This is a genomic window from Clostridium nigeriense (assembly GCF_050585245.1).
Taxonomy (GTDB): Bacteria; Bacillota; Clostridia; order Clostridiales; family Clostridiaceae; genus Clostridium; species Clostridium nigeriense_A.
In genome coordinates, this window is the sequence record NZ_JBNOOF010000003.1 from 80,307 (window position 1) to 104,028 (window position 23,722).

Sequence of the window (23,722 nt, forward strand, 5' to 3'; positions counted from 1 at the left end):
ATGAATGCATTAAAAAGTATAAGAAAACATCAGGTGTTTTGGCCTCTTGTGGCACTATTTTTAGTTTTATTATTTAATTTATTTTTCACCCCAGGTTTTTTCAAAATAGAAATGAGGGATGGTCATTTATTTGGAAGTTTAATAGATATTATTAATAGAGGAGCTCCATTAATGATTTTATCTATAGGATTAACTCTTGTAATAGCAACAGCTGGTACAGATATTTCGGTTGGATCTGTAATAGCAATTACAGCAGCTGTAGTAGCAAGTTTAATTGGTGGACAGATGACATTTGTAGATGGGGTTCAAGAATATGTTAGTTTAATTCCAATGCCATTAGCAATTATAATTGGGTTAGTATTAGCTTCTCTTCTTGGTTTTTGGAATGGAGTATTGATAGGGAAGATAGGGATACAACCAATTATTGCAACTATGATATTGATGGTTGCAGGTAGAGGAATAGCTCAGCTTATAACAAAGGCTCAAATTATTACAATTTATTATAAGCCATACTTCTTCTTTGGAGGAGGATATCTCTTTGGATTACCATTTTCTGTGTATATAGTGGCAGCTTGTCTTTTAGTTATTATGCTTCTTGTTAAGAAAACTGCATTTGGACTTTTTATAGAATCTTCAGGTTGTAACTCTACAGCAAGTAAATATGTTGGAATTAAAGTTGATTGGATTAAGGTTGCTGTTTACACAATATCAGGTTTATGCGCAGGTATTGCAGCAATATTATTAAGCTCTAATATTAAATGTGCTGATGCAAATAATTTAGGCTTATATATAGAGCTTGATGCAATTTTAGCTGTTGCTATTGGAGGAAATTCAATGTCAGGAGGTAAGTTTTCTGTTCCTTGTAGTATAGTTGGAGCTTTAATTATCCAAAGTCTAACAACTACAATCTATTCTTTTGGTGTTCCACCTGAAGTAACTTTAGTTGTAAAAGCTTTAGTTGTAATAACTATTTGTTTATTACAATCAGAAGAATTTAGAGCTATCTTTAGGAATTTGTTTGATAAGAAGAGGGGGGCTAATAGTGAAAAACTTACTAGTGTTGAAAAACAAAATATTACAAACTAAATACTTGCCTATTTTAGTAACAATAGTTCTATTTTTAGTGTTATGTGCATTTGGAACTTTTAAATATAATGGGTTCTTTAGATTACAAACATTTTTAAATTTATTTATTGATAATGCATTTTTGCTTATAACAGCAATTGGAGTTACATTTGTGCTTATTACTGGTGGTATTGATATATCTGTTGGAGCTGTAATTGCTTTTGTATGTATGCTATCTGCATATCTGCTTGAAAATAAGGGATGGAATCCTTGGGTTGTTATTATACTTATGCTTATAATTGGGTGTATTTTTGGAACATTTATGGGAATTTTGGTTACTAAATTTAAAATTCAGCCATTTATAGCAACTTTAGCAGGAATGTTTTTGGCTAGGGGGTTATGCTATCTTGTAAGTATAGATACCATAACTATTAGCAATGAAACTTATGCAAAAATAAGTCAGGCTAGAATTAAGATTGGTAATGGTTTTATTTCATGGAGTGTAGTTATAGCTTTAGTAGTTTTGGTATTAGCTATATATATTTTACAGTATACAAAGTTTGGAAGAACCATATATGCTATAGGTGGAAATGAACAATCTGCAAGGCTTATGGGACTACCTGTCGATAGAACAAAAATTTTGGTTTATACATTAAGTGGATTTTGTTCAGCTCTTGCTGGTGTCGTATTTAGTTTTTATATGTTATCAGGATACGGACAACATACAGTTGGATTAGAGATGGATGCAATTGCATCAGCTGTAATAGGGGGAATAATGCTAACAGGTGGAGTGGGGTATGTATTTGGAACCTTACTTGGAGTATTAACACAGGGCGTTATACAAACAATAATAACCTTTGAAGGAACCTTAAGCTCTTGGTGGACAAAGATTGTTATAGCTGCACTTTTGTGTTTATTTATAATATTGCAACGAGTATTTATTATTATGAAGGATAAGAAAGCATAATTTTAATATTTCTAATATATATGGGAAATAATTTTAAAATAACAAGAACTCGAAGGAAGTAATAATCCTATGAGTTCTTTTATATGAGAAAAAATATCTAAAAATAATCCAAATATCTAAAAATATTATAAACTTTATGTAAAATTAGAATTATAATCTAAAAATATTAAAAGTTTTAATCAATAATTTTCTAAATTAATTATAACTCCATATGGTAATATAATTATAGAAGGTGTAAAGCATTACAAAAGACTTGTAAATACTAACACTAATAAGTTATTTTGTTGGTAATTTACATTATTATATATTGATATGGAGGGGTATAAATGAAAATTAAAAAAATAGCATCAATTTTGGTGGCAGCAGCAATGACTTTTGGACTAGTTGCTTGTGGTGGAAATTCAACGGGTGGAACGGATGATAATACTACGACTAATACTGGAAGTAATAAAATTACTATATGGGCTTGGGATGAATCATTTAATATAGTGGCAGCAAATAAAGCAAAGGAGATATATTTAAAGGATAATCCAGATGCAGAAGTTGAAGTTGTAACCATGGCTCAAGATGATATAGTTGCAAAATTAAATACAAGCTTATCATCAGGATCTTATGAAGGGCTTCCTAATATTGTGTTAATTGAAGATTACAAAATACAAGGATATTTAACAGCATATCAAGATGAATTTGCAGATTTATCTTCAGTAGCTAATCCGGATGATTTCGCAGAATATAAAACTGGTGTTAACTATATAGATGGAAAATTATACGGAATACCTTTTGATAGTGGAGTTGCAGCAACGTTTTATAGAACAGATTTAATAGAGCAAGCTGGTTATACTCAAGAAGATATGCAAGACTTAACTTGGGAAAAATATATTGAAATTGGAAAAGCTGTTAAAGAAAAAACTGGAGTTGATATGTGTACATTAGATCCAAGTGACTTAGGACAAATCAGAATGATGTTACAAAGTGCTGGAGCATGGTATACAGATGCTGATGGAAAAGTTTCTATAGCAGATAATAAAGCATTAAAAGATGCTATTAAGGTTTATAAAGATTTATCGGAATCAGGAGCTGTAAAGCAAGTTGCTGATTGGGATCAATTTGTTGGAGCATTTAATAATGGTGAAGTTGCATCAGTAGTTACTGGTTGCTGGATTGCACCTTCAATTAAGAAGGCAGAAGATCAAAGTGGAAAATGGGCTGTAGCTTCATTTCCAAAGATGAGTGCTAATAGTGATTCAGTTAATGCATCTTCAATAGGTGGAGGTGGATGGTATGTACTTAAGAATGTTGGAAATACAGATATGGCAGTAGATTTCTTAGGTAAGACCTTTGCATCAAATGTAGATTTAATGAATGACTTAGCAGACTCAATAACTTTAGTTAGTACTTTAAATAAAGCAGCTGAAGCATCTAACTATTCAAAAGCAAATGATTTCTTTAGTGGACAAGAAGTATTTGCTGATCTTGCTAAATGGACAAGTGAAGTACCTTCAGTAAATTATGGCTTACACACTTATGCAATTGAAGACATTATGACAGAAGCTATTCAAGCTGTCTTAGGTGGAGCTGATATTGATTCAACATTACAAACCTTCCAAACTCAAATTGAATCAGCAGTTGCTCAATAAAAAAGTATTAAAATATCATATCAGTGTTCCATCGCAAGCTCCAAGTCACTCTGCTACGATATTTTAACACTTCATAGCTGAAGGAAAGTAATAATTCCTCATTTCATTCGGAATTATGAAAAGGGATAATAGATAATTTCTTTATAAATTCATAAATAATAAAAATAGCTATTTATTAAAAGAGAAATTAGTAAATAGCTATTTCTTTTCTAAGGAGGGAAATAAGGTTGAAAAATAGCAGTAGAAATATATCATTAAAACGTAAATTAGACAGAAAAGCATGGTTATTTATTTTACCAAGTATAATTTTAGTAACAGCCTTTGTATTTTATCCTATGGTACAAGCTTTTATTATATCCTTGAAAAGTGGAATGGGTAATAATTTAAGCTTTGCTGGGATAGATAATTATAAAAGATTACTTACAGATTCAACTTTCAAAAAGGCATTATTTAATACAATCCTATATCTAATAATTCAAGTTCCCATTATGATAATTTTAGCTCTTGCTATTTCTGCATTATTAAATGATAAAAAATTAAAAGCAAGAGGATTTTTTAGAACAGCAATATTCTTACCTTGTGTCACATCTTTAGTTGCTTATTCTATAATTTTTAAAAGTTTATTTGCTACAGATGGATTTATAAATGTATTTTTAATGAAGATAAACTTAATTGCAGAACCAATAGCATGGATAACACATCCTATTTGGGCAAAGATTCTTATAATTATAGCAATAACATGGAGATGGACAGGATATAATATGGTATTTTATTTAGCAGGAATGCAATCTATTGATGATTCAATATATGAAGCAGCGGAAATAGATGGAGCAAGTGCTTTTATGAAATTTAAAAGTATAACACTTCCATTATTAAAGCCTATTATTTTATTTACAACTATTAATTCTACAATTGGTACATTACAATTATTCGATGAAACTGTGAATATTACTAATGGTGGACCGGCTAATGCAACTATAACTATTTCACAATATATTTATAATCTATTATTTAAATACTCACCAAACTTCGGATATGCAGCAGCAATATCTTATGTAATAGTATTAATAATAGTAGTATTGTCCTTTATTCAATTGAAAGCAGGAGGTGATAAGAATGACTAAAAAATTTAGCATAATAAGTTTTCTAAAATATGCTTTTTTAAGTATATTATCATTTGTTTCAATTTTTCCATTTATCTGGATGATAATTGCAACTACTAATAAGTCTGTAGATGTAACAAGAGGGACTTTAATTCCGGGAACTTATTTCATACAGAATTTAAAGAATTTATTAGCATCAGATTTAAAATATACCATAGCCTTTAAAAATTCTTTAGTAATTGCAGTTATTACAACAGTATTAGCTATGATAATTTCATCATTAGCAGGATATGCATTTGAAGTTTATAAAAGCAAAACTAGAGAGAAAGTATTTAATTTTATATTACTTTCTATGATGGTTCCTTTTGCAGCTTTAATGGTTCCTTTGTTTAGATTGTTTAGTAAATTTAATAGTATAGGACCATTAAAGGGAATATCAATAAATACTAATGGCTCAGTAATAATTATTTCAATTGCTACTGCCTTCTTAATATTTTTCTTTAGGCAAAATACAAAAAGCTTTCCTAAGGATTTAATTGAAGCTGCAAGAATTGATGGACTTAGTGAAGTTGGGATTTTCTTTAAAATTTATATGCCAACAATGAAATCAACTTATGCAGCAGCAACAATAGTAACCTTTATGGCAAGTTGGAATAGTTATTTATGGCCACTTATTGCTCTACAATCACCAGAAAAGAGAACATTACCATTGGTTATATCAGCATTAGGTTCATCTTATACACCAGATTATGGTATAATAATGACAGCAGTTGTTATAGCAACGTTACCAACAGCAATAATATTCTTTTTAATGCAAAAGCATTTTGTAGCAGGTATGACAGGATCAGTAAAGGGTTAATAGAAATTAATTGATCCCTTGGGATCCTTGAAAAAGGATTTCGGGGGATTAAGTATTTTTAGGAGGTTTTAAAATGATAATAACAGAAATTAAGCCAACCTTAGAATGGTTGGAAGATCCAGAAGTATTTAAGATAAATAGAATAGATGCTCATTCGGATCATTTATATTATGAAAGTATTGAAGAGGTGTCATTAGGACATGATACTCCACTTAGGCAAAAATTAAATGGTAAGTGGAAGTTTTCTTATGCTATTAATCCTTATAGAAGAGAAAAGGACTTTTATAAAGAAGACTATGATTGTAGTAATTTTGATTATATAAATGTACCAGGGCATATTCAAATGCAAGGCTATGATAAATGTCAATATATTAATACAATGTATCCTTGGGATGGAGTAGAAGAACTTAGACCTCCATATATATCAAAGGAATACAATCCAGTTGGAAGTTATGTAAAGTATTTTAAAGTAAAAGATGAATTAAAGAGAAAGAGAACTTTTATATCTTTTCAAGGAGTTGAAACGGCATTTTATGTATGGATTAATGGAAAGTTTGTTGGATATAGTGAAGATACTTTTACTCCATCAGAATTTGAAATAACAAATTATATTAAAGAAGATGAAGAAAATAAATTAGCTGTTGAAGTATATAAAAGAAGTAGTGCAAGTTGGATAGAAGATCAAGATTTTTGGAGATTTTCAGGTATATTTAGAGATGTATATTTATATGCAATACCAGAAATTCATATAAGAGATATATTTATAAAATCATTATTAGATGAAAGTTATAAAAATGGTAAGTTAAATATTGATTTAGAATTAATTGCGTCTAATGAAAATAAAAATTTTCAAATAAAGTCTTATCTTAAAGATAGGGAAGATAATTTAGTTTATGACTTTGGAAATATTAATTCTGAAAAAACAATAATAAATTTAAATACTGTAATTAAAGATGTAAAGTCTTGGAGTGCTGAAAATCCTTATTTATATACCTTATATATTGAAATTTTAGATGAAAATAATAAGTTAATTGAGATAGTTCCACAAAAGATTGGGTTCAGAACTTTTGAATTGAAAAATAATATTATGCATATAAATGGAAAAAGAATAGTTTTTAAAGGTATAAATAGACATGAATTTAGTAGCAAAAGAGGTCGTGCAATAACTGAAAAAGAAATGTTGTGGGATATAAAATTTATGAAACAACATAATATTAATGCAGTTAGAACATCTCATTATCCAAATCAAAGTTTATGGTATGACCTTTGTGATGAGTATGGAATTTATTTAATAGATGAAGCTAATTTAGAAAGTCATGGTTCATGGCAAAAGATGGGGGCTTGTGATCCAAAATGGAATGTTCCTGGTTCACTACCAGAATGGAGAGAAATAGTAATTGACAGGGCTGAATCAATGCTTCAAAGAGATAAAAATCATCCATCTATTTTAATTTGGTCTTGTGGAAACGAATCTTATGCAGGAGAAAATATCTTAGCCATGACAAAGCACTTCCATAAGAAGGATGATACAAGATTAGTTCATTATGAAGGTGTCTTTTGGAATAGAGAGTTTGATGATGCTAGTGATATGGAAAGTAGAATGTATGCTAAGCCTAAGGATATAGAAGAATATTTAAATAGTAATCCTAAGAAACCATATATTAGTTGTGAATATATGCATGCTATGGGAAACTCTTGTGGAGGAATGAAGCTTTATACAGATCTTGAGGATAAATACCAAATGTATCAAGGGGGATTTATTTGGGACTATATTGATCAAGCTATAGAAATAGACAGAAATGGAGTAAAGACATTAGCATATGGCGGTGACTTTGATGATAGGGCAACAGATTATTGTTTTTGTACAGATGGAATAGTTTATGCAGATAGAACAATATCTCCAAAGGCTCAAGAAGTTAAATATCTTTATTCTAATGTTAAGATAATGCCAGATAGAAATGGGGTTACTATTAAGAATGATAATTTATTTATAGGAACAAAAGATTATGACTTTATAGCTTATATTGAAAAAGAGGGGAAAAAAATATTTGAAGAAAAATTAGATAATATAGATATAAAACCAGGAGAAAGCAAATATATAACTATACATTATCCATTAATTGAAAGTTTTGGTGAATATAGCTACAATATATCTATGAGGATAAATAAAGATGAATTATGGGGAGAAAATGGGCATGAAGTAGCTTTTGGACAATCTATATATAATATTACTTCTAATGAATGTAAAGGTTGTAAGGGAGCTTTAGAGGATAATAACTTAAAAGTAATTCATGGAGATGTAAATATAGGAGTTGTAGGTAAGGACTTTAAAATGATATTTTCAATTCAAGAAGGTGGTTTAATTTCTCTTTGTTATAATGGAGAAGAGTATATTACAAGAGCACCAAGGACATCTTTCTTTAGAGCTACTACAGACAATGATAGGGGAAATGGACATAATTTTAGAACTTCAGATTGGCAAATAGCAGGGCTACATCAAAAATTAGTAGACTTTAAATATGAAGAAAAGGATAATGAAATAACTTTAATTTATAAATTTGAGATGCCAACAAGTATTAAAGCTAGTAATACAGTTAAATATGATGTTACAGCAGATGGCAATATAAAAGTTAATATTCATTATGAAGGGGTAGAGGGTTTATCGGAGATTCCTTTATACTCAATGGATTTTAAATTCAAAAAAGAATTATGTAATTTTGAATATTATGGGTATGGTCCAGAAGAAAATTATATTGATCGTAATAATGGAGCAAAACTAGGAGTATTTGAAAATACAGCTAAAAATAATTTATCAAGATATTTAATACCTCAAGAATGTGGGAATAGAACAGAAGTTAGGTGGCTAAAAATAAAGGGCGAAAATGAAAAAGGACTTAGATTCAGTTATATTGATAAACCATTTGAAATAAGTGTTTTACCATATAGTGCTTATGAACTAGAAAATGCAATGCACATATATGAGTTACCAGTGATTAATTATACATGGGTTAGAATAATTGCAAAACAAATGGGTGTAGGTGGAGATGATAGCTGGGGAGCTCGGGTTCATGAGGAATTCACAATTCCATCTACAGAAAGTATAGATTTAAGCTTTATAATATCTAAGTTATAAAAGGGAAAATACACCCCAGTTGAAGTAAGGTTTGCTCAACTGGGGTAAAAATTGGCGGGGTGGTTTGATGAATAAAAATTATTGTAAGGTTCTAATTGTTGAAGATGAATTTATAATGCGTCAAGGCATGAAGCATATGATTGAATGGGAGAAGGAAGGATTTACAATAGTTGGTGAGGCAACTAATGGTCAAGAAGCCTTAGAACTAATAGAGGTTTTAAAACCTAATATAATTATTTCTGATATAGTTATGCCTATATTAAATGGTGTTGATTTTTCTAAAATAATTCAAAGAAAATATCCAGAAGTTCAAATTATAATTTTAAGTAGTTATGATAATTTTGAGTATGTAAAGGATACACTTCTAAGTGGAGCTGTAGATTATATCTTAAAACCAACCTTAAGTCCAAGTCAGCTTTTAGCTACATTAAATAAGGCAGTTGATAGAATTCCAGGATTAGAAATATTTAAAGATGAAGATGATTATTACAGCAATATTATTGAAAGATATATTCTTGGATTTGATGATAGCATAGATAGTAATAGCTTTTTCAGTGTTTTTCCAAATACATGTTTTAGGTTATTTGGAACTAGTATAAAACAAGCTTATGGGAAGAATAGAGAAATTTTAAAGGAAGTAAAACGGGTTAGTAAGGAGTTTTTTATAAATAATAACTTTATTTTTGTTAAGTTTATTATTAATGAAGATAACTTATTATACTTAATTAATTATAAGATTAGTGAAGATAAGAATATAGTTAGTAAGCTTGAAAAATATATGGAAAACAATATTGTTCAAGAAAATATATTTTTTGTTATTACTCCACAGTTTAATAATATAAATAAGGTTAGAGAAATGTATAATGAAAAAGTTATACCTTATTTATCTCAAAAGTTTTATTATAAAAATAAAATAGTTCTAGATACGGATACTGTTGTTCTAGAAAGTAAATTAGAAAAGTTTGATTTTCATAAGTACAATTCTTTAATAAAAAGAAAAGACTTTACCTCTGCAATAAATTTAATTAAGACATATATTGATACAGCAATAGAATGTAATATGGATGAATATAAACTGAAAAATTTAGTTAAAAACTTATTATATAACTTAATAGTAAGTTTAGAAACCTATGATATAGAAGCGGAGGAATTGCGACAAAACTATTTTAAAAAGATAGATAAAATCCAATATTTGCAGGAATTTAAAACTGAAATTAATAATATAATTTTGGAGCTTAAAGAGTTTGTTAATAAGAATATAAACTTAGAAGAGGATAGGATAAGTGAAATTTTAGAGTATATAGAGGAGCATTATGATAAAGCATTAGAATTAAGTGATATATCTAAGGCTTTTAATTTTAACTATTATTATTTGTCTTATTATTTTAACAATCATTGTAAGGAAGGTTTTTCAGAATACCTAAATAGAATTAGGATAGAAAAGGCTTGTGAATTATTAAAAGAAAATAAAAGGTATGTATCTGAAATTAGTTCAATGATTGGATATTCAGATCATAGCTATTTTTGTAGAGTCTTTAAAAAGATTACAGGATATACACCAAGTAGCTACAGAAGATTAATGTGCGTTCAGGGAGTGGTAGATGGTGAAAAGGAAGCTGAAGTTAAATAGTTTATTCTTTAAAATATTATGTGTAGTAGTTATTGGAGTAGTATGTGTTTCACTTTCTGTAGGTTATACTACAATAAATATTTCAAGGGGAATATTCACAGATAACTATAGAGATTCTCAAAAGAAAATCTTTGATCAGGTAAATGATGAAATTTTTGATTTTCATAGTGAAATAGTTAAGGTAATAGATTCAGTAAATTCTCATAAGGCTTTTAGAACATATTTTGGTGAAACAAATTTATCTACAAAAGAAATATCAAAAAGTATTTTTGAGTTTAAAAAACAGTTAAAATCAGCATTAGAATCTAATACATATAATGTGAGTGTATTAGTAGTTGGTCTAAATGGAAAAACATATTTAAATAGTTCAGAACCTTTAACTATGAATTCACAGGAAATACTAGATTTAGATATAAGTAAGAATTCCCTTGAAAATAATAAAACAATAACATATCAATATATTGAAAAGGGAATAACTTCTACAACTAAAGATAGCCCTGTAATAGTTATTTCAAAGGCTTTGAATTTGCAAGATGATAAGCCTTATGGAGTTATATATTTTATTATTAAGGAGAAAGATTTTGAAAAGTTTTATGATTATTTTACACTAGAAATAAATGATATAGTTTTATTAGATGAAAATAATTTAGTTTTATCTTCAAATAAGAAGAGTAACATTGGACAAACTCAAGAGGATTTTAGAGATAAAATTAATGAGTTAATTGAAAGTAAAGAGTTAAGTAAAAGTTATGATGATAATGGAGATACAATATTTATTCAAAGATTACCATATTGTAATTTAACTATATGTGGAACTGTAGATAATCATAAGGCTTTAGGAAAGATGTATGACATTAAGAATATTTCTTTTATTTGTACAGGTATAACATTATGTATTTTAGTAGGTATATTTTTTCTAGTAAGGCAAATGACAAAACCTTTATATTTATTGACAGAAAAAATGTCTAATGTAAGAAACGGAAATTTTGATGAATATATAGAGGTTAGTGGAGCAGAAGAAGTAAAGGAATTATCATCCACATATAACTATATGATAAAAGATATAAATTCCTATGTTGATGAATTAGTTAAAGTCCAAAAAGAAAAGAGAAAAGCAGAAATACATGCTCTTCAAATGCAGATAAATCCTCATTATTTATTTAATACTTTATCTAGTATAAAATGGCTTATTTGGCAAGGAAGTAAAGATAAGTCTATAAATGCAATAGATGCTTTTATTAATATGATCAGAAATACTATTAGTAAGACTGATGAATTTGTAACTATTGAACAAGAAGTTGAAAACTTAAAAAATTATGTACTAATTAATAATATAAGATATGGAGATAGAATAAAGGTAGAGTATTTTATAATGCCTGATTGCTATGAATATTTAATTCCTAAACTAATACTTCAACCCTTTATAGAAAATTCCTTCTTTCATGCATTTCCATCTGAAGAAGAGGGAGAAATCCAGGTATTTATTAAAGAATATGATACAGATAATATAAAGATTGAAATATATGATAATGGTATGGGAATAGATAAAGAAAAGCTGGATGAAGTAAAAGAAAAAAAGGAAAATAAAAATAGACATTTTAGTGGTATAGGTATTAATAATGTTGATAGTAGAATTAAGCTAATTTACGGAAGTAACTATGGAATAGATATAAAGAGTAAATTAAATAAGGGAACTACCATAACTATAGTGATTCCCAAAGGTAAACTCTAGAGAGCAAATTTAATGTTAGATTAATGTTTTAAGGGGACTTGTGAAAGGGTCCTTTTTGTTTTCTTTTTTATTAATTTATAAATAGCAGTGATGAAATTTAGGCATATTTAATCAAATAACAAAATATATAAGAATAGGATTTTTATAGTAACATAATTTATTTTAAATCATAGAATATATAAGAAAAAATTACGCTAAAATTGTATAAATTTATAACGGAATTATAATTTTTATAAAATATAAATATAATGATGAAATTAGATAAGAAAACTTAAGAATAGGGGTGTAGTAATGTCAAGGATTGTTTATTCAATCTTTAAAAGAACGCTAGATATATTTGGGGCAATAATGGGGATTGTTTTGTTAAGCCCAGTATTATTAGTAGTATCAATTTTAATAAAGTTAGAATCTAAGGGAAAAGTACTTTTTTCTCAAAAGAGAGTAGGCTTAAATGGAAAAGAATTTAAAATTTATAAATTTAGATCTATGGTAGAAAATGCAGAAGACCTTAAGAAGAATTTAGAAGATAAAAATGAAATGTCAGGACCTATGTTTAAAATTAAGAGTGATCCTAGAATAACGAGAGTTGGCAGCTTTATAAGAAAGACAAGTATAGATGAATTACCACAGTTAATAAATGTTTTAAAGGGTGATATGAGTTTAGTTGGACCAAGACCAAGTCTTCCAAAGGAAGTAGAAAGTTTTGAACCTTGGATGTTAAAGCGATTAGAAGTAAAACCAGGTCTTACATGCTATTGGCAAGTGTCTGGAAGAAATAGTATTGGCTTTCATGAATGGATGGAGCTTGATATCAAATATGCAAATGAAATGAGTATTTTAGTGGATATAAAACTGATATTTAAAACATTTTTAGTATTATTCGGGGATAAGAATGCTTATTAGTAATAAAGATAAGAAAATAATTGTGTAAATATGAAAAAATAGTGGAAAAGAATAGATCTCTTGTAAAATTCTCTAATGAGGCCTAATAAAAATATGTTAAAGAATAATTTTGATAGTTTTTAGAAGGCTTCACTTATTGGGTTTCGTTATTTAAGTATATTAAAAATTAGATATTTTAAAATCCTAGACTATTTAATATTAATTATATAAAGAAGGGGTGCAGCTTGAATATTTTATATATTAATAATTCCTTACATCTAACTGATGATACTAAGTGCATCTTAAAGCTTTGCAAGGAGCTTAAAAATAAGAATAAAGTTATTGTTGCAAGTTCTGGAGGTGAGTTACTCCATGAATTTAAAAGTATAGGAATCAGACATTATACAATAAAAAGATTAAATATGTTTAGAAGATAAATCTTTATTAACGAGATTCACTTTAAAAGATACTAATATAATTTCTGCAAGTAATTTATTATCTTTCTTAGGCATAAGATAACATATCAATATAAAAGTTATCTTTTTTAACATTTTTATATTTAATTACTATACTTTAATTTTTAAAGGAGGTGAGTAATACAATTTCTTAACAATTTTATTATTAATTATTTAAAATGAAGGGAGAAATGAGGATTAAAATGGGAGGGAAATTAAAGAAAAAGATTTTAAATATTATAGCTACTACTTGTGCAATAACTATAATTATGTCTACATTATCAACTACAGTAACAAATGCAGAAGATAGTACGGAGTGGGAAGCACCAGGAGTTAAAGCAGATATTTATCCAGTACCTCAAAATATAAATTATTTATCTGATGGGGGGATGAAATTAGAAGGAGAAGTTAATGTTGTTATTAGGGGAGAACAAGAGGAAGCTACTATTACAAAACTTAAAGAAATATTAGAAAAAAATAATATAGACTATTCAATATCAGATGAAGCCTTAGATGGAGTAGCCAATATTATTGTATCTTCAGATAAAAACAATTATGAAAGTTATGGGGTTTTAGATGAAAATCAGGTCTTAAGTGAAAAAGAAGCTTATATTCTTAAAGCAAGTGATGATGAAAATATAAAAGGAAATATATCAATTGTAGGTTCTGATGAAGATGGAGCCTATTATGGAGTTTTAACTTTAGGTCAGATATTAGAGCAATCAACATCTGAGGGGAGATTTGCAGAAGTTAATATTTCTGATTATCCAGAAATTGAGTTTAGAGGATTTATAGAAGGTTTCTATGGGGAGCCTTGGAGTCATGAAGAGAGATTAGGTCTTATGGAGGATACAAGTAAGTTTAAGATGAACACTTATATTTATGCTCCCAAAGATGATCCGTATCATAGGCAAAGTTGGAAAGAATTATATCCGGAAGATGAGGCAAGCCAGATAGCAGAACTTGCAAAGGTTGGAAAAGATAATAATTTTAATTTCTGTTGGACGGTACATCCTGGTGCCACTCTTAAATTTACAGATGAAGACTATCAAGCACTTATAAATAAATTTGAGCAGTTATATAGCTTAGGTGTACGTCAGTTTGGAGTATTATTTGATGATACAGATGATTGGACTAATGGTAAAAAACAAGCAGAATGGATTAATAAAATAGATACTGAATTTATTAAAGCAAAGGGTGATATTTCTCCAATGATAGTTGTATCAGCAAGATATAATTCAGCTTGGGGACCTAATATGAATGTGTATTTCAAACCATTCATGGAAACATTGAATAATGATATACAAGTAATGTGGACTGGTCATGCAACAATGTCTAATGTTTCAAAAGAGGTATTTGAATGGCCTAAGATAAGAACTGGAGTTAATAAGGATTTAGCAGTTTGGTGGAACTATCCTGTAAATGATTATTGTGATAGTAGAATATTAATGGCACCACTGCATAATTTAAATCAGGACCTTGATAATGTTTCTGGCTTTTTCTCTAATCCAATGAATCAAGCAGAAGCATCAAAGGTTGCCTTGTATAGTATAGCAGATTATACATGGAACACAGATACTTTTGACTATATGAAAAGTTGGGAGAGCTCAATCGAAAATCTTGTACCAGAAGTTAAAGAGGAATTTATGAGGTTTGCTTCAAATACTTCTTACTTAAAAGATGATGGAGGAGCTAGTGGGACTTTTGAATATGATGAATCTTGGTATTTAACAGAAAAGATAGATACCTTAAAAAGTGCTATTGAAAATAATGAAAATATAAAACAATCAGCACAGGTATTATTAGATGAATTTAATACAATGGTTTCAGATTATGAAAGTATTGTATCTAAGGTTGCAAATGATAATTTACTTGATGAATTAGAACCATTTTTAAATGCATATAAGGCATTAGGAGAAGCTGGTGTTGCTTCTATGGAAGCATTAATTGCTGCAGAAAATGGAGATATAGAAAATTGGCTTAATTATAATTCAGTAGCGCAAGAAAATTTAGATTTAATGAATACATTTAAGGTTAAGAGGGTTAAAGATGGAGCTATTAAAGAGTATGTAGTATCAGTAGGGTCAAAGAGATTAAAACCATTAGTACAAGAATCTATTAGGGATTCTAAAGCTGTTATTTCTAAATCGTTTTTAGTTAATTATGAACCAAAGGTAATTAGTTCTATAGCTGATGTATTAAGTAATACTGTAGAAGCATCTGGGGGAAATTACTCACTTAAAGGTATTAATAATATTAAGCTTGATAAAGGTGATTATATTGGAATAGCACTTCCTAAGGCTATGAAGTTAAGGGAAGTGAAATTTAATGCAGATAAATATGAAGGTATTACTATTGAATATTCATTAAATGGAATTGAGTGGAAAAGTTTAGAAACAGCAATTGAAGATAATTCATTAAAATCTAATTCTGTTATAGAGGCAACATTTATTAGAGCTTTAAATAGTTTAGATAAGGCTATTACTTTAAACATAGAAAATCTTCAAGTAAATCCGGTATATAAAGCTAATCCAACAATATCTCAAAATATAGGAATCTATCAAGACTATGTAATAGAAAATGCATTAGATGGAAATCTTGAGACTAAATATTGGTCAGATAAGGCAACGGGCAAAGGAAATTATATTCAGCTTGACCTTGGAAAAAATATACCTGTATATGACATAAATGCTTATTTCAATGGACAAGACTATATGAGAAACTCTGAGTTTATGATTTCAGCAGATGGATCATCATGGACTTCTCTTGGAGAATTAAAATACACTGATAAGGATGGTAAAAAACTTGCTTCTGTTAATGGAGAAGGTAAAATGGCAAGGTATATAAAAATACAAGCTAACGGAGAAAATGATGGATTCTGGGTGCAACTTTGTGAATTTCAAATTAATAAGACAGTAGCGGAGATTGATGATGATTCAGTGTCATTAGTTGAAGGTACTCCAAAAGGGAATTTTGCTTATTTATATGATGGAGATTTATCAACAGCTTTTCAATCAGAAACGGTTAATGATGGAGATGCTTTTGTATATAAAATGTCAAGAATTACAAATATTAAAGAATTATTGTTTTTACAAGATAATAACAATATAAGTAATGCTGTTATAAGTGTTAAGGATTTAGAAGGAAATTGGATTGAAATAGGAAGACTTGATAAGCAATTTAATACGATATCAGTTAATAAAGAAATACTTGAAGTTAAAGTGACCTTTAGCTCTTCAAATCCTGCTCCAAAGATATATGAAATAATAACTAAAGAAGCAGTTTCAGAAGTAAATAAAGATGAATTAAGAGCAGTAGTAGAACAAGCTGAGGCTATTAATTTAGAGGATTATACAGATGAAAGTACAGCAATATTAATTGCTTTAATTGAAAATGCTAAAACATTATTAAATGATGAAAGTGCATCACAAGAGGATGTATATAAATTAAAAGAAGATATCCTAGAGGCAATTGAAAACCTTATTCTTAAGGATGATAACATTGAAGAAAGTGATAAGACAGCTATAGCAATAGTTATAGAGTATGCAGAAGAAGTAAAAGCAAATGGAGGACTTGAAAATGTTGTTCCAACTGTAGTTAATGAATTTGAGTCTGCATTAGAAGAAGCTAAATTAATTTTAGCTAAAGAAGATGCAACGCAAGAAGAAGTGGATACAGTAATGAAGAGGTTAGTTAAGGTAATTCATATGCTAGATTTTAAAAAGGGTGATAAAACTCAACTCATAAAGCTTGTTAAAATTATAGATGCACTAGAGAAAGATAAATATAAGCCGTCTACTTGGTCTTTATTAGAAGTTCAACTTAATGAAGCTAATAAGGTAATAGTTGATGAAAATGCAATGGAAGAGGAAGTATCTAAAATTTATGAAAGCTTAGTAAAAGCATATCTTGATTTAAGATTGGTACCTAATAAAGATAAGTTAGAAGAATTAATAATTAAAGCTAATAAAATAGATCAATCAAAATATACAGAGGATTCTGTTGATAAATTTAAAATAGCTTTAGAAAAAGCTATAGAAGTGTTAAGCAATAATGAAGTAAGCGAAGCTGAAATAGAAATATCTACTAATAATTTAAAAGAATCAATAAATAATTTAGTAGTTAAAGGGGACGAGCCTAAGAAAGAAGATCCAGATGATGAGAAACCTAATAATGAAGAGAATAGCAATGGAGAAAATAATAAGGAAGAAACTATTACTGGGGAAAATAATAGGGGAGAAAATAATAATGACAGTTTACCACGAACAGGAGATACTATAGCTTCAGTTCAATTAATAATTTTTGGATTGTTATTAGTTGGAGGGGGAATAATAATAGGAAGAAAGAAGGCAAAGTTATAATTTTTTTTGAGGAGGGATTTAATTATAAAGCTAATAGATAATTTACAAAAATGATAATAAATTCATTGAAATAGTTTTCTTACTATATTATAATAAAAATGGAAAAACTATAAAATATATATAATTTTTAGGAGAAAGCGTGTAATCAATTAAATTTGAGCATTAGCTGAAAAGGAATTTTTATGCCTTTTCAGCTTTTTTTATATAAAAATAAAAGGATGCTTTAAGCTGTATTGAGAAATTTTTGAATTTTTCAATTACATATTTTACAATTAAATATATATTTTGTAAAAATAGAATTTCAATTATTCGCTAACTAAATATTCATATAACTTTATAGTAATAATATTAAGGAGGATAAATTATGATAAAGAAATCTAAAAGATATTTATCAGTAATGCTAACAGGTGCGATGGTATTGTCTAATATGTTAGGTACTATTACAGTATCAGCAGAGACTAAAGCTAATGAATCATCTACAGCTGAAGTTACTACAAATAATAGTAACGAATACGAAATTTACCCTGCTCCACAAAGTATAGAATATCAAGAGGGTATTACTAATCTTACTAGTGGAGTAAATGTTGTATATGAATCTGGCATAGATGAATATACAAAAGCTAGATTAGAAGATGAAATTTTAAAAGCTAATAATATTAGTTATGAAGTTTCAACTTCTAATGAAATTGTTAATAACAAGACTAATATTTTAGTTGGTATTGAAAGTTCTGGAGAATTTGTTGATACTTATGCCGATAAGTATAGTATGTCAACAGAAAATCTTTTTAGTAAAACAGATGCTTACTTTTTAGCAGTAGATAATAATACTATAACTGTTCTTGGAAAAGATACAGATTCAGCATTTTATGGATTAACTACTTTATACCATGTGATAAATCAAATAGATAATAATGAAATTAGAAATTTTAAAATAGAAGATTACGCAAATGTTGTAACTCGTGGATTTATAGAAGGATATTATGGAAATCCATGGTCAGTTCAAGATAGAGTAGATCTTATGACTTATGGTGGATACTATAAGTTAAATGCTTATTTCTATGCTCCAAAGGATGATCCTAAGCATAGAACAGAGTGGCGTACACTTTATACTGATGATGAATTAAAGTGGATTAAAGAGCTAGCAGATGCAGGTAATGCTTCTAAAACTAGATTTGTTTATGGAATTCATCCATTTCCATCAAATGATGCCTTTAGTGCAAGAAATTATGATAAAGATTTAGCTGATTTAAAAGCTAAGCTTAAGCAGGTTATAGATCAAGGTGTTAGACAAGTAGCAATACTAGCAGATGACTTTACTAATCCAGGTGGAGAACTAGGACTTAGATTAGTAAATGATATAACTACTTGGTTACAAACTGAAGTAAAGCTTCAATATCCTGATATGAAAACTACATTACCATATATTCCTTTTGATTATATGGGAAATGGTTCAAGTACAGAGTTTAGTTATTTAAAGCAAGCACCAGAAAATGTTCAACTAGTTATGACTGGGGGAAAAGTATGGGGGGAAGTAGCTCAAAGCTTCTCAGAAACTTTTAAAAATAATACAGGTAGAGCACCTTATTATTGGATTAACTGGCCATGTTCAGATAATTCTAAGAAACATTTAATTATGGGTGGTAATGATACATTCTTACATCCAGGGGTAGATCCTACACTTATTGAAGGTATAATGTTAAACCCAATGCAACAATCAGAGGCAAATAAATCAGCCTTATTTGCAGTTGCAGATTATTCATGGAATATTTGGGAGACTAAGGAGCAAGCAGATAAAAACTGGAATGATTCATTTAAATATATGGATCATAATACAGCTTTAGAGACAGAAGCTTCAAGTGCATTAAGAGAAATAAGTAAGCACATGATTAATCAAAATATGGATAATCGTGTTACTTCATTACAAGAATCTGTTGAATTAGCTCCAAAATTAACAGCATTTAAAGAAAAATATGAAGCAGGTGAAGATGTTAAAGAAGATGCATTAGCTTTAATTGAAGAATTTACAAAGCTTAAAGATGCAGCTAATTACTATAAAAATAATCCAGGAAATGAAAAGACAAGAGATCAAATAATTTACTGGTTAAATTGCTTTGAAGATACAACAACAGCTGCAATTGGATACTTAAATTCTATTATTTCAAATGAAGAAGGAAATAATAATGAAGTTTGGACAAACTATTCTAATGCACAAACAGCTTTTGAAAAGTCAAAAACTTATGGATTTAATTATGTAGATCATACTGAATATGCAGAAGTTGGTGTTCAATATATTGTTCCATTTATTGAATCTTTAGAAGGATATTTAGAACCTATTGTTTTAGGAATAGTTGATCCAAGTACAATTGATCCTAATAAAGCTTTAGCAACAGTTATTACTAATAGAACAGATGTACCAACAGGAAATCTAAATAATGTTCTAGATAATAAGGAATCAACAGAAATTGTTTATAAAAATCCAGCAAGTATAGCAATAGGTACTTATATTGGTGTTAAGTATAATAAAGTAATTAATATTAAAAATATAGAGTTTAATTTAGGAGCTATTGCTAATGCAGAAGATACAATGCAAGAAGCTAAGGTTCAATATACAGTTGATGGTAAAGAGTGGGTAGATTTAGAGCCAGGAAAAGTATATACAACACCTAATAAAATTACCATAGAAGGCTTAAATTTAGATGCAATGGGAGTTAGAGTTATTGCAACTAAAGATAGAGACAATAAATGGTTTGGAATTAAGGATATTACTGTAAATAGGAGTAATTCTGAAGAAGTACCAGAAGGATTTACTTATACTGTAATTAAATCTAGTCTATGGACAATATCTCAAGGTACTAAAGAAGAAAGTCTTTATGATGGAGATGATAATAGTTTTGTTTGGTATGATCCAGATGGTTCTGGAAATGCAAATTCAGACGATGCATTAGTTGGAGATTATTTAGGATACGACTTAGGTAGGGTAATAAATCTTGAAAGTGCTCATATAGTTGTTGGAAATTCTGGTGGAGATAAACTTGTTAAATATGCAATCGAAACTTCAGTTAATGGAAATGATTGGACTCCAGTAGATGGCTATTCAAGCTATACTGGTAAGTCAGAAGGTAAAGATGTTCTTGATATTGATTTAAAGAATGTTGAAGCTAGATATATTCGTATTAAAAATTTAGAAAGAACTAATTGGTGGGTAAAATTTAGTGAATTTACAGTTAAAGAAGCTGTTAAAGCCAATAGTAAGTATGTATATACTAATACTGATATGGAATTAAATTCACTTTTAGTAAGCCAAGAATTAACTAAGCTACTTCCAAAAGAAAATATAACTTTACATGCAAATGAGTATGTAGGAGTAAAGTTAGATAGAATTAAAGACCTAAGTGAAATTGCTTTAGAAGTATCAAGTATGGATGGATTAACATTACAAACATCTATGAATGCAAAAGAATGGGTTGATGTTAATTTACAAAATAAAAGTGATTTAGCAAATGCAAGATATATTAGATTAATAGCTAATAAGGATGTCACTTTTAATTTAAATAAATTTGAAGTTAAATCTAATGAGGTTTATCCAATATCTTTAGATTCATCATTTGTTAATATCAATGGAAATGTATCATCAATATTTGATAGGAACTTTAATACAGAAGCATCATTTGATTCGTATCCTATAAAAGATAAGAGTATAGTGTTTGATTTAGGACAAACTATTGATATAAGCAATCTTACTTATGCTGTATTAGATACAGAAAGAAATTATTTAAGAGATGCTAAATTCCAAATATCATTAGATGGTAAGGAATGGACAGATGTAATAACTATTGGAGATGGTGTTGAAAATAATAATAGTGATATGAATTCTAAGCCAGTTGATGCTGGATATAAGCATGGAGATAGTACAACTATAGTACCAATATCTCATGCCTTTGTAAGAGGTGAGTTAGATTCAGCTAAGGAAGCAAGATATGTAAGAATCTTATTTACAGCAAATTATATGCATAGATGGGTTAATATAAGTGAAATTTTAATAAATGATGGGAAATATATTCCAAATTCTAATAATCCGACATATGTATCTAATCCAATAGAACTAGAAGGCTTTGCACCATCAAATATTGATGATAGAAACTTAACTACAGCTTATAAGCCAAATACTAATAATGGACAAATAAAATCAGGAAGCTTAACATATCGTTTATCTGAAAATACTGATGTTAAGAAGATTAATATTGTTCAAAGTGGTAATGATATTTCAAATGCTAAGGTGATGGTTAGAACAGGGTATAATGAAGCTGGAGAAGAAGTTTGGAATCAAATTGGAACATTAGATAAGAGTTTAAATGAAATTTTAAATTCTAAATATGATAATATTTATGAAATAAGAATTGATTGGGAAGGAACAGCTCCTACTATTTATGAATTAGTTACAATTACTGATTATAATGTACCAAATATAACTGATTTAGAACAACTAGTAGAGTCTTCTAATGAGTATGTAAAAGAAAATTATACAGTTGGAAGCTTTGATAAATTTACAGAAGCTTTAGAAAATGCAAAAGCTATATTAAACAATGTAGAAAGTGCATCTCAAGATGATATTGATAATGCTAGAGAATATTTATTAGATGCAATCACTGGATTAGTTGATATTCAAGATTTAGTAGCTGTTATAAGTAAAGCAAATACTATTATAGAAAGTGATGTAGAATATACAGAAGTAACAATTAATGCTCTTAAAAAGGCTGTAGAATCTGCAAATGATGTTTTAGCAAATGTTGATGCAACAAAAGATATGGTAACAGATGCTATAAATAATGTTAATAAAGCTATTGACTCTTTAGTTGTAGTTGAAACAAAGCCTGCAAATAAGGAACAATTACAAGTTTTAGTTGATAAGGCAGACTCAATATCTGAAGAAGATCTTTCAAATGTGGCAGATAAATCATTAGTCACTGAATTTAAAGAGGCTTTAGAAGAAGCTAAATTTATACTAGCAGATAAAAATGCAAAACAAGATGTTATAGATGTATCAGTAACTAGATTAAGTAAAGCAATAGAAGCTTTATCATTAGAAAATAATACTAAGGAAGAATTAACTTCTTTAATAGAAAAAATAATGAATTTAAATAGTGAAAACTATACAGAAGATTCATGGAATGCCTTAGTAGATAAATTAGAAATTGCTAAAGAGGTACTTTTAAATAATAATGCAACTGAAGAAGAAGTTGCAACGGCTTATAATGAACTATTTAAAGCTTTCTCTGAATTACAATTAAAGCCAAGTAAAGAAAGACTTGAAGCTTTAATTGATAAAGCAGAAAAATATAATAAAAAAGATTATACAAAGGAAAGCTTTAAAGTTCTTAGTGAAAAGTTAAAAGAAGCTAAGAAAGTATTAAAAGATAATAATGTTACAGAAGCAGATATATTAAAAGCAGAGCTTGAACTACAACAAGCAATAGATCAGCTAGTAGTAAAAGATAATAATTCTAATAATGGAAGCAACAATGGTGGCAATACATCAGGATCTGGAAATAATAATTCTGGCAAGCTACCTCTAACAGGTGGTACTTCAGCACTTGCATTAGCAGGAATTGCAGCATTATTTGTTGGTGCTGGATCTATCTTAAGAAGAAGAAAGTAATTTTCATTTCTCCGGGTCTCAGGGGAAGTCACTGAGACCTAATTATTTATAAATAAATATATAAAAATTCTTAAGTAAATCTATAAATTTCTAATAGGTTTATCAAATGATAACAAATTAATTATTATTAATGCTATACTTTAATGGAATAAATTGAGTATAAACTAAAAAATAAAATGAAGGGATAAAATATCAGAGGTATTGAGTGGGTAAAATTTAATTAATATTTTATATAAGATTTA

General features: G+C 28.5%; 12 protein-coding genes. All 12 read left to right on the forward strand.

Annotation, left to right across the window (positions count from 1 at the left end; all coding sequences use genetic code 11):
* The 12 genes from ACQPUY_RS06485 (at position 1) to ACQPUY_RS06540 (ending at position 23,480) form a co-directional block, all read left to right on the forward strand.
* Complete coding sequence (locus ACQPUY_RS06485; protein ID WP_430840329.1) at positions 1–1,086, forward strand: ABC transporter permease; 1,086 nt, start codon at positions 1–3, stop codon at positions 1,084–1,086.
* The gene (yjfF, locus tag ACQPUY_RS06490; RefSeq protein WP_430840330.1) at positions 1,043–2,032 is read left to right on the forward strand and encodes a galactofuranose ABC transporter, permease protein YjfF; all 990 of its coding nucleotides are present in this window, start codon (positions 1,043–1,045) and stop codon (positions 2,030–2,032) included. The genes ACQPUY_RS06485 and yjfF overlap by 44 nt, the downstream gene beginning before the upstream one ends.
* Before the next feature lie 326 nt (positions 2,033–2,358).
* A complete protein-coding gene (locus ACQPUY_RS06495; protein ID WP_430840331.1) occupies positions 2,359–3,669 on the forward strand; it encodes an ABC transporter substrate-binding protein in 1,311 nt (436 codons plus the stop codon).
* A gap of 227 nt (positions 3,670–3,896) precedes the next feature.
* Positions 3,897–4,793 (forward strand): carbohydrate ABC transporter permease, encoded by an 897-nt coding sequence (locus ACQPUY_RS06500; RefSeq protein ID WP_430840332.1) that lies wholly within the window; start codon positions 3,897–3,899, stop codon positions 4,791–4,793.
* Positions 4,786–5,631, forward strand: a complete 846-nt coding sequence (locus ACQPUY_RS06505; protein WP_430840333.1) for a carbohydrate ABC transporter permease — start codon at positions 4,786–4,788, stop codon at positions 5,629–5,631. The genes ACQPUY_RS06500 and ACQPUY_RS06505 overlap by 8 nt, the downstream gene beginning before the upstream one ends.
* Before the next feature lie 73 nt (positions 5,632–5,704).
* On the forward strand, positions 5,705–8,764 hold the full coding sequence (locus ACQPUY_RS06510; protein ID WP_430840334.1) for a glycoside hydrolase family 2 TIM barrel-domain containing protein: 3,060 nt from the start codon (positions 5,705–5,707) through the stop codon (positions 8,762–8,764).
* 67 nt (positions 8,765–8,831) lie between these two features.
* Positions 8,832–10,394, forward strand: a complete 1,563-nt coding sequence (locus tag ACQPUY_RS06515) for a response regulator transcription factor (RefSeq protein WP_430840335.1) — start codon at positions 8,832–8,834, stop codon at positions 10,392–10,394.
* Entirely contained in the window at positions 10,366–12,126 is a 1,761-nt protein-coding gene (locus ACQPUY_RS06520; protein WP_430840336.1) for a sensor histidine kinase, read from the forward strand. The genes ACQPUY_RS06515 and ACQPUY_RS06520 overlap by 29 nt, the downstream gene beginning before the upstream one ends.
* 291 nt (positions 12,127–12,417) lie before the next feature.
* Entirely contained in the window at positions 12,418–13,029 is a 612-nt protein-coding gene (locus ACQPUY_RS06525; RefSeq protein ID WP_430840337.1) for a sugar transferase, read from the forward strand.
* 224 nt (positions 13,030–13,253) lie between these two features.
* Positions 13,254–13,445 (forward strand): hypothetical protein, encoded by a 192-nt coding sequence (locus ACQPUY_RS06530; RefSeq protein WP_430840338.1) that lies wholly within the window; start codon positions 13,254–13,256, stop codon positions 13,443–13,445.
* Positions 13,446–13,666: 221 nt separating this feature from the next.
* Positions 13,667–17,824, forward strand: coding sequence for a beta-N-acetylglucosaminidase domain-containing protein (locus tag ACQPUY_RS06535; RefSeq protein WP_430840339.1), 4,158 nt, complete (start codon positions 13,667–13,669; stop codon positions 17,822–17,824).
* A gap of 364 nt (positions 17,825–18,188) precedes the next feature.
* Positions 18,189–23,480, forward strand: a complete 5,292-nt coding sequence (locus tag ACQPUY_RS06540; protein ID WP_430840340.1) for a beta-N-acetylglucosaminidase domain-containing protein — start codon at positions 18,189–18,191, stop codon at positions 23,478–23,480.
* The last annotated feature ends 242 nt before the right edge of the window (positions 23,481–23,722 follow it).

Coding starts and splice junctions, on each gene's coding strand:
- ACQPUY_RS06525 (WP_430840337.1), top strand. CDS start 12,418: ATGTCAAGGATTGTTTATTCAATCTTTAAAAGAACGCTAGATATATTT.
- ACQPUY_RS06485 (WP_430840329.1), top strand. CDS start 1: ATGAATGCATTAAAAAGTATAAGAAAACATCAGGTGTTTTGGCCTCTT.
- ACQPUY_RS06520 (WP_430840336.1), top strand. CDS start 10,366: ATGGTGAAAAGGAAGCTGAAGTTAAATAGTTTATTCTTTAAAATATTA.
- ACQPUY_RS06515 (WP_430840335.1), top strand. CDS start 8,832: ATGAATAAAAATTATTGTAAGGTTCTAATTGTTGAAGATGAATTTATA.
- ACQPUY_RS06540 (WP_430840340.1), top strand. CDS start 18,189: ATGATAAAGAAATCTAAAAGATATTTATCAGTAATGCTAACAGGTGCG.
- ACQPUY_RS06495 (WP_430840331.1), top strand. CDS start 2,359: ATGAAAATTAAAAAAATAGCATCAATTTTGGTGGCAGCAGCAATGACT.
- ACQPUY_RS06510 (WP_430840334.1), top strand. CDS start 5,705: ATGATAATAACAGAAATTAAGCCAACCTTAGAATGGTTGGAAGATCCA.
- ACQPUY_RS06505 (WP_430840333.1), top strand. CDS start 4,786: ATGACTAAAAAATTTAGCATAATAAGTTTTCTAAAATATGCTTTTTTA.
- ACQPUY_RS06535 (WP_430840339.1), top strand. CDS start 13,667: ATGGGAGGGAAATTAAAGAAAAAGATTTTAAATATTATAGCTACTACT.